11 protein-coding genes are annotated in these 11,877 nt (G+C 66.3%); 2 read left to right on the top strand and 9 right to left on the bottom strand.

Translation table 11 applies throughout. From position 1 onward, the window contains the following. Positions 1-56: 56 nt before the first annotated feature. The 4 genes from SBA_RS02355 to SBA_RS02340 all read right to left on the bottom strand — a co-directional run bounded on the left by SBA_RS02355 (position 57) and on the right by SBA_RS02340 (position 3,216). The gene (locus SBA_RS02355; protein WP_261935766.1) at positions 57-461 is read right to left on the bottom strand and encodes a DUF779 domain-containing protein; all 405 of its coding nucleotides are present in this window, start codon (positions 459-461) and stop codon (positions 57-59) included. A gap of 108 nt (positions 462-569) precedes the next feature. Next, complete coding sequence (gene adh / locus SBA_RS02350; RefSeq protein WP_261935765.1) at positions 570-2,090, bottom strand: aldehyde dehydrogenase; 1,521 nt, start codon at positions 2,088-2,090, stop codon at positions 570-572. Positions 2,091-2,137: 47 nt separating this feature from the next. Continuing rightward, a complete protein-coding gene (locus SBA_RS02345) occupies positions 2,138-2,584 on the bottom strand; it encodes a pseudoazurin (protein ID WP_390902366.1) in 447 nt (148 codons plus the stop codon). Between the two features lie 89 nt (positions 2,585-2,673). Further along, positions 2,674-3,216 (bottom strand): rhodanese-like domain-containing protein, encoded by a 543-nt coding sequence (locus SBA_RS02340; RefSeq protein ID WP_261935764.1) that lies wholly within the window; start codon positions 3,214-3,216, stop codon positions 2,674-2,676. Positions 3,217-3,294: 78 nt separating this feature from the next. On the opposite strand from SBA_RS02340, the gene SBA_RS02335 reads away from it, so the two are divergent. Both SBA_RS02335 and SBA_RS02330 read left to right on the top strand, forming a co-directional pair. Beyond that, on the top strand, positions 3,295-4,128 hold the full coding sequence (locus SBA_RS02335) for a quinoprotein dehydrogenase-associated SoxYZ-like carrier (RefSeq protein WP_261935763.1): 834 nt from the start codon (positions 3,295-3,297) through the stop codon (positions 4,126-4,128). Beyond that, positions 4,125-5,066: a quinoprotein relay system zinc metallohydrolase 1 gene (locus SBA_RS02330; RefSeq protein WP_261935762.1), complete on the top strand. Its 942-nt coding sequence runs from the start codon at positions 4,125-4,127 to the stop codon at positions 5,064-5,066. The genes SBA_RS02335 and SBA_RS02330 overlap by 4 nt, the downstream gene beginning before the upstream one ends. A 176-nt stretch (positions 5,067-5,242) precedes the next feature. Here the strand turns inward: SBA_RS02330 and SBA_RS02325 are convergent, their stop codons facing one another. From SBA_RS02325 to paoA, 5 genes are all read right to left on the bottom strand, one after another. Continuing rightward, entirely contained in the window at positions 5,243-5,533 is a 291-nt protein-coding gene (locus SBA_RS02325) for a DUF1330 domain-containing protein (RefSeq protein ID WP_261935761.1), read from the bottom strand. A 26-nt stretch (positions 5,534-5,559) separates the two neighbouring features. Continuing rightward, positions 5,560-7,881: a TonB-dependent receptor gene (locus SBA_RS02320; RefSeq protein ID WP_261935760.1), complete on the bottom strand. Its 2,322-nt coding sequence runs from the start codon at positions 7,879-7,881 to the stop codon at positions 5,560-5,562. 74 nt (positions 7,882-7,955) lie between these two features. After that, positions 7,956-10,160, bottom strand: a complete 2,205-nt coding sequence (paoC, locus tag SBA_RS02315; RefSeq protein ID WP_261935759.1) for an aldehyde oxidoreductase molybdenum-binding subunit PaoC — start codon at positions 10,158-10,160, stop codon at positions 7,956-7,958. Next, positions 10,157-11,113: an FAD binding domain-containing protein gene (locus SBA_RS02310; protein WP_261935758.1), complete on the bottom strand. Its 957-nt coding sequence runs from the start codon at positions 11,111-11,113 to the stop codon at positions 10,157-10,159. The genes paoC and SBA_RS02310 overlap by 4 nt, the downstream gene beginning before the upstream one ends. Further along, positions 11,110-11,757, bottom strand: coding sequence for an aldehyde dehydrogenase iron-sulfur subunit PaoA (gene paoA, locus SBA_RS02305; protein ID WP_224548925.1), 648 nt, complete (start codon positions 11,755-11,757; stop codon positions 11,110-11,112). Before paoA ends, SBA_RS02310 begins: the two co-directional genes overlap by 4 nt. Between the last annotated feature and the right edge of the window lie 120 nt (positions 11,758-11,877).

Here is an 11,877-nt window from a genome sequence, read left to right as displayed (position 1 = left end):
GGCCTCCCCTTTTCCGGGGGTTATGCACCGCGTCGCGTCCCAATGTCACGCCCGTCCTATGCCGTAACGGTTTCGCCCCGGGGCGGATCGCCTGCCGCTTCCAGCAGCGCATTTTCCGCGTCGTCGAAGATCCGTGATCGCACGATGAAGCGCACGCCTTCGGGGCTTTCCAGCGACATGCCCGCACCGCGTCCCGGCACGATGTCGATCGTCACCTGGGTATGGCGCCAATAGTCGAACTGCGCCGCGCCGATCCACACCGGGATATCGCCCGCGACATGGCCCAGCAGCACATCCTGACCGCCGACCTTGAATTCGCCGCGCGGGAAGCACATCGGCGCGGACCCGTCGCAACATCCGCCCGACTGGTGGAACATCAGCGGCCCGTGCTTCTGCGTCAGGCTGTGCATCAGCGCTTCTGCATCTGGTGTCGCCAATATGCGTGGGGGCGGCCCGGTCATCCCGATCTCCTTTGAAAAAGACGATGCGGCGGGCATCGGGGAAAGGATGCCCGCCGCCGTCGAAGGCATAATGGAGAGGAATCCGCCTTCGACGAACTGCCATCCCGATTAGAAGAAGCCCAGCGCCCTGGGGCTGTAGCTGACCAGCAGATTCTTGGTCTGCTGATAATGATCGAGCATCATCTTGTGGTTTTCGCGCCCGATGCCCGACTGCTTGTAGCCGCCGAACGCCGCATGGGCGGGATAGGCGTGATAGCAGTTGGTCCATACCCGACCGGCCTGGATGCCCCGGCCCATGCGATAGGCGCGGGTTCCATCGCGGGTCCATACGCCCGCGCCCAGCCCGTAGAGCGTGTCGTTGGCGATGGCGAGCGCGTCGGCTTCGTCCTTGAAGGTGGTGACGGCCAGTACCGGGCCGAAAATCTCCTCCTGGAAGATGCGCATCTTGTTGTGGCCCTTCAGGACCGTGGGCGTCACATAATAGCCCTCGCTCAGTTCGCCATCCAGCGATGCGCGCGTGCCGCCGGTCAGCAGCTCAGCGCCTTCGTTCAGGCCGATCTCGATATAGGAGAGGATCTTCTCCAACTGGTCGTTCGACGCCTGCGCGCCGATCATGGTGCTGGGGTCGAGCGGGCTGCCCTGCTTGATCGCCTTCACCCGCGCGATGGCCCGTTCGATGAACTTTTCGTAGATCGATTCCTGGATCAGCGCGCGGCTGGGGCAGGTGCAGACTTCGCCCTGGTTGAGGGCGAACATGGCGAAGCCTTCGAGGCATTTGTCGAAATAATCGTCGTCGGCGTCCATCACGTCGGCGAAGAAGATGTTGGGCGACTTGCCGCCCAGCTCCAGCGTGACGGGGATCAGGTTCTCCGAGGCATATTGCATGATGAGGCGGCCGGTCGTCGTTTCGCCGGTGAAGGCGATCTTGCTGATCCGCTTGTTGCTGGCGAGCGGCTTGCCCGCCTCCACGCCAAAGCCGTTGACGACGTTCAGCACGCCGGGCGGCAGCAGGTCGCCGATCACCTCGAGCAGCACCAGGATCGACATCGGCGTCTGTTCGGCGGGCTTGAGCACGATGCAGTTGCCCGCCGCCAGTGCCGGGGCGAGCTTCCATACCGCCATCAGGATCGGGAAGTTCCACGGGATGATCTGGCCGACCACGCCCAGCGGCTCGTGGAAATGATAGGCGATCGTGTCATGGTCGATCTCGCTGATCGACCCTTCCTGCGCGCGGACGCAGCCCGCGAAATAGCGGAAATGGTCGATGGCGAGCGGGATGTCGGCATGGGTCGTCTCGCGGATCGGCTTGCCGTTGTCGATCGTCTCGGCCATCGCGATGAGGTCGAGATTGGCCTCCATCCGGTCGGCGATCTTGAGCAGGATGTTGGACCGCTCGGTGGACGAGGTCTTGCCCCAGGCGTCCTTCGCCTTGTGCGCGGCGTCCAGCGCCAGCTCGATGTCGGCGGCGGTGCCGCGCGCGATCCTGCCGACGACCTGGCCGGTCACGGGCGAGATATTGTCGAAATAGCCGCCCTGCACCGGCGCGACCCACGCGCCGCCGATATAATTGTCATATTGGTCGCGGATCAGCGTCTTTCCCGTGAAACGCTCCATCGCCTGTTGCAGCATGTGTCTACTCCCGATTGCTATGCGTAAAAATTGAGAAAGGCGTGGCTTTACTTCACCTTGGCCAGCGCCGCGGTCATGCGCTTGGCGGCGAAGGGCGGCAGCTTGACCGCCCTGGCGGCGGCGATGTCCGCCGGCGTCACCTTGCCCACCTGCACCAGCGCGACCATGCCCATCGAATAATGCGGCATGCATTTGATGCCGTAGAGGCCGGGCTTGGTGACGGTCAGCACCGCTTCCTTGTTCATCGCGCCCTTCATCGGCGTCGCACCGGCGGGCAGCATCGTCGCCATGGTTTCGGCATTATGGCTGGCGTCGGACGGCTGGAAGCGGATCGTGTCGCCGGGCGCGGCCTTCACATAGCTGGGCTCGAACACCATCGCTCCGTCGGCGCCCTGATTCTTCATATGGACGACGATATCCTTGGCCGTAGCGGGCAGCGAAAAGGCCAGGACGGCGGCGGTCAGCAAGCAGGCCGGGATGCGCAGGTCAGTCAAATCACTCTCCATGGAATCGGACGGCTTTCTCTGCCGGATTGCATGGAGAGTGCGGCCACAGGGGCCGCGCGCACAATTGACCTTTGGTCCTATGGCATGATGCCGCCGTCCGGTTCGATGCGGGAAAGCGGCCTTTTCAGGTCGCTCCAGCCATCCGTACCCTCCGCCAGCCACCAGACATTGCTGTAGCCCGCAGCGCGCAACCGCCTGGCCGCATTCCATCCCATCCAGCAATCGGCGCGGCAGAAGAGGATCAGCATCGCGTCGCGGCGCCCGTGCGTCAGGCGGGCGACCCTTTGTGCGAACCATGGGCCGATCCCCGGCGCCAGATCGCCGCGCCCGGTTTCGGGAAACCAGTGCGCGCCGGGGATGGATTCGTGCGGCTCGGCCAGCCGCCAGCGCCCGTCCGCCTCACGATGCCCGCCCTCGGACGGCAGCACGTCGATGAACAGCGCGTCGCGTCCCGGCACCAGTTGCGCCGCGGCGGCCGGGGCGATCCGGCCGACGCCGGCCGGCGCCTGCCGGACCGGCGCGCGATAATGGGCGATGCGATAGCCGGCCGGATTGAACAAAGGCGGCTGCGCGACCGCCGGCGACGCGATCAGCAGGGCGGGGATGAGGAAGCGGCGCATGATCGTCTCCGGGTGACCCAAGGGCCAATGGTAACCGACGCGGGACGAGAATAGACCCCGGCTTAAGGGAGAAGGACAGTGCGAAGGCAGGCAAGCCTTTGGGTCGCGCTCGCCCTGGCATGGGTCGCGGCCGATGCCGGGGCGACAGCGCCTCAACGAACCCCCGAACGAACTGGGGCCGATCCGCTGGGGTCGCCGATGTGGGACGCCCATGCCCGCACCCTGTTCGGCGACGATCCGGTGCGGTTCGATCCGCGCGTGCAGGTCGATTTCCCGATGATCGCGGAAAATCAGCGCGCCTTTCCGGTGGTGATCGACGCGCGCGCTATAGCGGGCGTGACCCGCATGGTGCTGCTGGTCGATCTCAATCCCATTCCCATCGCCATCGACTATCGCCCCCTCCACGCCGCCGCCTATGTCGCAACCCGCATCAAGCTCGACCAGCGCACCCCGGTACGCGGCGCGGTGCAACTGGCCAGCGGGCAATGGCTGGTGTCGGGCGGATGGGTCGATGCGGCGGGCGGCGGTTGCTCTGCGCCGCCGGTCAGCCGGGTCAGGGGCGACTGGGCCGACCATCTGGGCGAGATACGCGGCGAAGCCTGGCCGATGGCGGACGGGCGCAGCCGGGTGCGGCTCAATTTCCGCCATCCGATGGATACCGGCTTCGTCGCCAATATCGCCACCTATCATCTCGAAGCGCTGCGCGTGAAGGGCGCGGATGGACGGACGCTGGGCGAGATGGAGATATGGGCGGCGGTGGCCGAAGATCCGGCGATCACGCTGATGGTCGATGGCGGGGCCGGGGAGGCGCTGCGGGTCGAGGCGCGGGACACCAACGGGCGCGACTATCGCGCGGCGCTGTCCGTGGCGCGGCAATCACCTGTTCCAGCGCCGATGCCGGGCGGCCGATGACCCTGTCGCGGCGATCGCTGCTCGGTGGCGTGGTGGCGCTGGCGTCGGTCCCTGCGCGCGCGGCCGGCTATGCCATCACCCCCGAAGCGATCGGTGACGGCGTCTGGCTGGTGCGCGGGGCGGACGAGCCGATCGAGGCGGGCAATGGCGGCGCCATCGCCAATATCGCGATCATCGCCACGCCGGCCGGGACGGTGCTGTGGGATTGCGGCCCTTCCGTCCGCTACGCCCGATCGCTACGGCAAGTGGCAGAGCAACTGGCCGGCAAACCGGTGGTGCGACTCTATGTCAGCCATCTCCATCCCGATCATGGATTGGGCCTTGCCGCCTTCGATCCGTCCATCGTCGCGGCGCTGCCCGGCACGATCGAGGCGCTGCGGGCGGAGGGGCAGGGCTATGCCGACGGCATGTACCGCCTGCTGGGCGACTGGATGCGTGGCACCGACTTGACGCTGCCGGGCAGGGCGATCACGCAGGTGGAAGAAGATTTCGGGGGTCGCACGCTGCGCCTGCTCGCCTTGTCCGGGCATAGCGCGGCTGACCTGGCCCTGCTCGATCCGCAGACCGGCCTGCTGTTGGGTGGCGATCTGGTCTTCCACGATCGCGCGCCCAGCACGCCGACGGCGGATCTGGCCACATGGCGCATCAGCCTCGATCGGTTGAAGGCATTGCCGCACAAAGGCGTCGTACCGGGGCATGGCCCGTTCGATCCGGGCGGCACGACGGCGATCGACCAGACGCGCGACTGGATCGACTGGCTGGAAGCGACGCTGACCCAGGCGGTGCAGGGCGGGCTGGACATGGTCGAGGCGGGCGAGCTGCCCATTCCCGATCGGTTCGCGACAATGGCGGCGGGGCGCTACGAATTGCAGCGCAGCGTGTCGCACCTCTATCCGGGGCTGGAGGCGACGCTGCTGCCGCGGGTGGATGTGCCGTGAATGCAACAGCGAGTTGGACAGTTGTCACAAATTTCCGAAATTCAAGCCGTTGTTAAATAACGGTTTTTAGGAAGTCATGCGCCGGATCTGAACGCACGACTTCCTATTTTTCTTTATAAACAATCACTTATGGGAATCTGGAAAGCGCCGAAAAGTGGATATTTTGGGCGAAAGGGTCAGTCGACGCCCTGGATGATGAAGGTCTGATAGTCGCCGCTCGCCAGCCGGAGCTTCAGCGCCTCCTGATAAGCGGGGCTGTCATACCAGGCCTCGGCCTCCTCGAAGGTCGGGAAGGCGATGATGACCGCGCTCTCTGTCGCCGGCCCATCGGTGGCGCGGGTCTTGCCATAGACGGCGAGCGGCGTGATTGCATGGCCCGCCATGGATTTGCCGGCCAGATCGCCATAGGTGGCGAAGGTGTCGGGGTCGGAAATGCTGTTGCGGACGGCGACGAAATAGGCGGTCATGCTCTTTCTCTCCTGATGTTAGATGGTCAGAATAGGGCCTTCACGCCGACTTGCCAGCGGCGCGGTGCGCCCGGCCCATAAGCGCGCGGGTTGGACGCACCGGGCGTCTCCTCCAGTTGGATCTCATCCACTTCGCTGAAGGTGCCGAAGGTCGCGTAGCGGCGGCCCAGCGCATTGGTGAGCGTGCCGAACAGGCTGATGCCCTTCACCAGGGTTAGGCTCGCGCGCAGGTTGACGAGCGCATAGCCGCCCAGTTTGGGTTCGTCATTGCCCTCGTCGCCGACCAGATATTGGCCGGACCGCGCGATGAAGTCGCCGCCCACGGACCAGCCGTTCCCCGCATAATCGAGGTTCAGCGTGGCGCTGTGCCGCGGGATGCCGGGCAGCCGGTCGCCGCGCGCGACTTCGACCAGTCCTTCTTCGTCCGCCGACGGGTTGGCGGGGCTGGAAAGGGTCAGCGGCGCGCGATAGGTGGCGTCGGTGAAGGCGTAGCTCAGCCCTGCGTGCAAGCCGCCCCGGCTGGCGCGCAAGGTCGCTTCCACCCCCTGCCGCCGCGTGCTGCCGATATTGCGGAAATAGGCGCGGCCGCGAATCTCCGACGCGACATATTGGATGTCGTTGCGATTGTCGGTACGCCACGCCGACAGCAGCCAGTCGATGGTGAAGCCGCCCGCCTGGGCATGGCCCTTCGCGCCCGCCTCCCAGCTTTTGGCGACCACCTGCTTCAACGGCGGATCGGCGACGAAGAAATTGGTCAGGCTGCATGGCGCATTTTCGTCGGCGCAGGACAGTTCGGCCGGCGTCGGCACGCGGTTGCTTTCCGCATAGCCCGCGCGCAGCGTCAGTCCGTCCGACAGCTTATAGTCGAACTCGATGCCGGGATTGACCCGCTCGAACCGATGGCGGCCGTTCAGCGCCGTGCCGATCTGGTCCAGCATCACGATGCGCGCATGATTGTAGCGCAGCGCGACTTCCGCCGACAGGCGCGCCGTGATCGGCAACCGGTCCTGCACGAATGCGCCCCAATAGTCTGTATGGGCGATCAGGCCGACCGGCGCGATGGCGCCATCCGGCTGCACGATGATCGACCCCAGCCCCTCGACGCTGCGATCGTCGATCAGCGCGCCCAGTTCGGTCGAGGTGTCGAAGCGGGTGCGGCTGGTGTCGTAGCTGAAGCCGAGCGCGAAGACATTCTCGCCCGCGCCGATCGCGCGCTTGTCGATCAGCTGCACCAGCGCGCCCATCGCTCGCGTCGCCGTGCGCCCGCGGTTGAGCACGCCATAGCCCTCGCCGCCCAGCATATCGATGATGGCATTGCCATCGGCGTCGGTCAGGACGGCTTGTTCTTCCTCCTCGCCATCGCCCCCGACCGTTTCCAGGCAGACGAAACCGGCATCGTCGTCATCCTCGCACCCTTCAATATCGGCAGCATCGCCATTGACAGTGCGCAGGGTGAGTTTTTGCGCATAGAGCGTGGCTTCGATCCGGGTCGTGCCGGACAGCGCGACCCAGGGGTGCAGGCTGACCCGGCCATAGCGGCTGCGGCTGTTATCGGGCCAGGTGAAGACCGCGCGCCGATCCGCCGCCAGCAATTCCACCGGCGACACGCCATTGCCGGTCAGGTCGGTGTTCGCGCCCACAAGCTTCAGGTGCAGGCCGCCGGTCGCCGTGTCGAAGCCGACATCGGCATAGCCATTATAGAGGGTAGAGGGCGAATGATCGCGCCAGCCATCGTCGCGCCTATATTGGAAGGCGCCGAATGCGCTCCAGTCGCCCCAGGCCATGCCGCCCGCCACGCTCGCCTCGGTCGTGCCGAAGCGGCCGTGCGACAGGCTGGCTTCCAGCCCCGGATCGCTTAGCCCCGTCTTCGTGTCGATGACCAGCGCCCCGCCCAGGGCATTGAGGCCATAGACGGCGCTCTTGTCGAGCAGGCTGACGCCCCGGATCGCCGCTTCGGGGAGCAGGTCGAACTGCACCGTATCGCCAAAGGGCTGGTTGAAGCGCGCGCCGTCCAGATAGACGGCGATGCCCTGCGCCTGCCCCTGGAGCGGGGACGCGACGAAGCCGCGATAGACGAGATTGGGCTGCCAGGGGTTGTTCTGCGCATCCTGCAAGGTGACGCCGGCGAAATTGCGGGTCAGCGCGCCGAGGAAATCGGGACTGCCGCTTTTGCCGATGTCGGCGGCGGCCAGCGTGAGCGCGTCGTCCAGATCGACCGCGCCGCCGGGCGCAGTGACGATGATCGGCTGGCGCACGGCGTCCCCGGCATCGGGCGCCTGCGCCAACGCCGATCCGGCTCCGATCAATGCGCTTCCCGCCAACAGCGCCGCCATCACCCTCACGCCCATCCTCCCGTCTTTTATCGCGGGGAGGCTAGGGGGCGGCGGCGCGGCGCTCCATTATACCTTGGGTCGGGCCGTCGTCATGCCGCCTGCGCTTTCAACAGCTTGTCGATCGTCAGCGGATAGTCGCGCAGGCGAATGCCGGTGGCGTTGTAGATCGCATTGGCCACCGCCGCGCCTGCGCCGCAGATACCCAGCTCGCCCACGCCCTTGGCTTTCATCGGCGAGCTTTTGTCGTCCAGTTCGTCGATGAACAGCACGTCCTGCTGCGGAATGTCGGCATGCACCGGCACCACATATTCGGCCATGTCGTGATTGACGAAGAAGCCGAAGCGAGTGTCGACCTCCAGCGATTCCATCAGCGCCGCGCCCACCCCCATGGTCATCGCGCCGATCACCTGGCTGCGCGCGGATTTGGGGTTCAGGATGCGCCCGGCGGCGAAGGCCCCGCCCATACGGCGAACGCGCACTTCGGCGGTGTCGATATCGACGCCCACCTCGCAGAAATGCGCGCCGAAAGTGGCCTGGGCATAGCGTTTGTCGAGATCGCCATAATCCATGCTGTCCTCGGCCCACAGCCCCTCGCGCCCGGCCAGTGCCGCGAGCGTCTGGGATTTATTGTCGAATTTCACCAGGCCATCGTCGAACTGCGCCTTGTCGGCGGGATAGCCCGCCTTCTCCGCCAGCTTCGCGCGCAACGCCATCGCCGCGGCATAGACGCCCGCCGTCGAGCTGTTGGCGCCCCATTGCCCGCCCGACCCGGCCGATGCCGGAAAGCGACTGTCGCCCAGCCGGACCGTCACCTGGTCCAGCGTCACGCCCAGCATCTCGGCTGCGGTCTGGCCGATGATCGTATAGCTGCCGGTGCCGATATCAGTCATGTCGGTCTCGACGATCACTTGGCCCTGCGCATCCACGCCGATCCGCGCGCCCGACTTGCTGACCAGATTGTTCCGGAAGGCCGCGGCCATGCCCATGCCCACCAGCCAGCGCCCGTCGCGGACCTGGCCGGGCTTGGCCTTGCGCTTGTCCCAGCCGAAACGATCGGCCCCGGCGCGCAGGCATTCCACCAGCTTGCGGCTAGAATAGGGGCGCTGCGGACCGGCTTCGGGATCATATTGCACATCGTTGCGGATGCGCAGTTCGACCGGATCGACGCCGCAGGCTTCGGCCAGTTCGTCCATCGCCACTTCCAGCGCCAGCAGGCCCACCGCCTCGCCCGGCGCGCGCATCGCATTGCCTTCGGGCAGGTTCAGCGTCACCAGCCGGTGCGCGGTCATCCGGTTGGCGCCGCGATAGAGCAGCCGCGTCTGCTGCGCCGCCGTTTCCGGGCTGCCGCCGGGCAGGTCGCCCGACCAGACTTCATGGCCGATCGCGTCGATCACGCCGTCCCTGTCCGCGCCGATGCGGATGCGCTGGATCGTCGCCGGGCGGTGGGTGGTGTTGTTGGGAATCTGGTGCCGGGCGATGGCGACCTTGACCGGCCGCCCCACCTGCTTCGCGCCCAGCGCCGCCAGCAGTGCGTCGGCGCGCAGGAACAGCTTCGACCCGAAGCCGCCGCCAATATAGGGCGACACCAGCCGCACCTTCTCCTTGGCGATGCCCAGCGTCTTGGCGACTTCGCCCACGCCCCAGGCGATCATCTGGTTCGACGTCCACAGCGTCAGCCTGTCGCCATTCCAGGCGGCGGTCGTCGCATGCGGCTCCATCATCGCATGGCTATGGTCGGGTGTCGTATAGCGCTGGTCGATCCTGATGGCCGCCCTGGCGAAACCACCGTCGAAATCGCCCGCCTTCGTATCGGCCGGCGATCCGAAACTGTCGGGCGGCATGACGCCCTTCAGACTCTCGGCCGCCAGATCATATTTGCCGTCCTCCGGCATATAATCGATCTGCACCAGCTTGGCCGCGTCACGCGCATTTTCGAACGTGTCGGCGATGACCAGCGCCATGGCCTGCTCATAATGGTCCACCTGCGGTCCGCCCAGCAAAGGCGCGGTGTTCATGCTGCCCTTGCCCAGTTTGCCGGCATTGGCGTGGGTGACGATGCCCAGCACGCCCGGCGCGGCCTCCGCAGCGCGCAGGTCCATGGAGGCCATCCGCCCCTTGGCGATGGCGGACCCCACGATCCAGCCATAGACGGCGTTGGGCGCGGCATCGTGCCGCTCATAGGCATAGGGCGCGCTGCCCGTCACCTTGGCCGCGCCGTCGATGCGGTCGTGCGGAATGCCGATCACCCGGCCCTTGTCGATCGGGTTGATGCCCGCTGGCGTGTCGAACTTCATGCCCGTGCCTCCCGCTGGCGGTAGAGGGACGCGAGCGTCCGTTCGACCAGTGTCTTCTTGAAGTCGTTATGATGGGTGGTGCGTGCGCCGGCGAGGGCCGCTTCGGCCACGGCCTTCGCACCACTCTTGGCAGCGGCGTCGGCCGCCTCCACGCGCCACGGCTTCGCGCCGATCCCGCCAAAGGCGAAGCGCGCCGTTCCGTCCTTGCCGAACACGGCCGCCACCGACACCAAGGCGAAGGCATAGGAGGCGCGGTCGCGCACCTTGCGATAGACATGGGTGCCGACGATCGGCTTGGGCAGGGTGACGGACGTGATGATCTCGCCGGGTTTCAGCGCGCTTTCTTTCTGCGGCGTGTCGCCTGGCAGCAAGTGGAAGTCGGCGATCGGGATCGCCCGCGCCGCGCCGTTTGCGTCCATCGTATCGACCTGCGCGTCCAGCAGCCGCATCGCCACCGCCATGTCGCTGGGATGCTGGGCGATGCAGGCGTCGCTCACGCCCAATATCGCCAGGCTGCGGCTCATCCCCTGTAGCGCGCCGCAACCGCTGCCGGCCTTGCGCTTGTTGCAGGGCATGCGCGTGTCGTAGAAATAGGGGCAACGGGTGCGCTGCAACAGGTTGCCGCCGGTCGTCGCCTTGTTGCGCAACTGGCCCGATGCGCCGGCCAGCAACGCGCGGCTCAGCACCGCATAATCTTGTCGCACGCTTTTGTCGGCGGCCAAGTCGGTGTTGCGCACCAGCGCGCCGATGCGCAGCCCGCCGCCGTCGGTCTTCTCGATCCGGTCCAGCCCCAGAGGATTGACGTCGATCAAATGGGTCGGCGTCTCGATCTGCAGCTTCATCAGGTCGAGCAGGTTGGTCCCGCCCGCGATGAAGCGCGCGCCCTGTACGGATGCAGCCGCTTTCGCCGCCGCCTCGACGCTGGCGGCGCGTTCATAGGTGAAGGCCTTCATGCCGCGGTCTCCCCATGCCCAGATTGACCAGAAACATCGCGCATCGCGGCAATGATGTTGGGATAGGCGGCGCAGCGGCAGATATTGCCGCTCATCCGCTCGCGCAGTTCCGCATCGCTCAGCGCGACATCGTCCAGCTCCGCCGTCGCATGGCTGGGGATGCCCGCCTTGATCTCGTCCAGCACCGCCACCGCCGAGCAGATCTGCCCCGGCGTGCAATAGCCGCATTGATAGCCATCATGGACGATGAACGCCTTCTGCATCGGGTGCAGCTTGTCGGGCGTGCCCAGCCCCTCGATCGTCGTGACGCTCTCGCCATCATGCATCACCGCCAGCGTCAGGCAACTGTTGATCCGCCGCCCCTCCACGATCACGGTGCAGGCGCCGCACTGGCCATGATCGCATCCCTTCTTGGTGCCGGTCAGGTGCAGATGCTCGCGCAGCGTGTCGAGCAGGCTGGTGCGCGGGTCGAGTTGCAGATGCACCTCACGCCCGTTGACGGTCAGTTCGACAGGCATCATTGCGGTTCCTCCGGTGCGGCGGGGTGTCGCTGCGGCGGTGTCCTGCGACAGGACGGGGCCGGCGGCGGCGATGGCGGCGCTGCCCTGCAACAGGCCGCGGCGCGTCAAATGATCGGACGACATGGCTGGTCTCCCTGCTGGTTGCTGGTCATTACGAAGGGCGGGGGCAAATGATCCCGCCACGGCAAGAAACTTGTCGGCACAGCCTAGCACAAGGACGGCGCGCGCCAAGCCGCCCTTTTC

Origin of the sequence: Sphingomonas bisphenolicum (genome assembly GCF_024349785.1) — a bacterium.
Taxonomy (GTDB): Bacteria; Pseudomonadota; Alphaproteobacteria; order Sphingomonadales; family Sphingomonadaceae; genus Sphingobium; species Sphingobium bisphenolicum.
Note: the sequence above shows the minus strand (reverse complement) of the source record. Positions and strands in the feature narration are given on the sequence as shown.

Excerpts from the sequence above, each read along its gene's own strand:
- SBA_RS02340 (WP_261935764.1), bottom strand. The coding sequence starts at position 3,216 with ATGCGCCGCTTCCTCATCCCCGCCCTGCTGATCGCGTCGCCGGCGGTC.
- adh (WP_261935765.1), bottom strand. The coding sequence starts at position 2,090 with ATGCTGCAACAGGCGATGGAGCGTTTCACGGGAAAGACGCTGATCCGC.
- paoC (WP_261935759.1), bottom strand. The coding sequence starts at position 10,160 with ATGAAGTTCGACACGCCAGCGGGCATCAACCCGATCGACAAGGGCCGG.
- SBA_RS02320 (WP_261935760.1), bottom strand. The coding sequence starts at position 7,881 with ATGGGCGTGAGGGTGATGGCGGCGCTGTTGGCGGGAAGCGCATTGATC.
- SBA_RS02310 (WP_261935758.1), bottom strand. The coding sequence starts at position 11,113 with ATGAAGGCCTTCACCTATGAACGCGCCGCCAGCGTCGAGGCGGCGGCG.
- SBA_RS02325 (WP_261935761.1), bottom strand. The coding sequence starts at position 5,533 with ATGACCGCCTATTTCGTCGCCGTCCGCAACAGCATTTCCGACCCCGAC.
- paoA (WP_224548925.1), bottom strand. The coding sequence starts at position 11,757 with ATGTCGTCCGATCATTTGACGCGCCGCGGCCTGTTGCAGGGCAGCGCC.
- SBA_RS02355 (WP_261935766.1), bottom strand. The coding sequence starts at position 461 with ATGACCGGGCCGCCCCCACGCATATTGGCGACACCAGATGCAGAAGCG.
- SBA_RS02330 (WP_261935762.1), top strand. The coding sequence starts at position 4,125 with ATGACCCTGTCGCGGCGATCGCTGCTCGGTGGCGTGGTGGCGCTGGCG.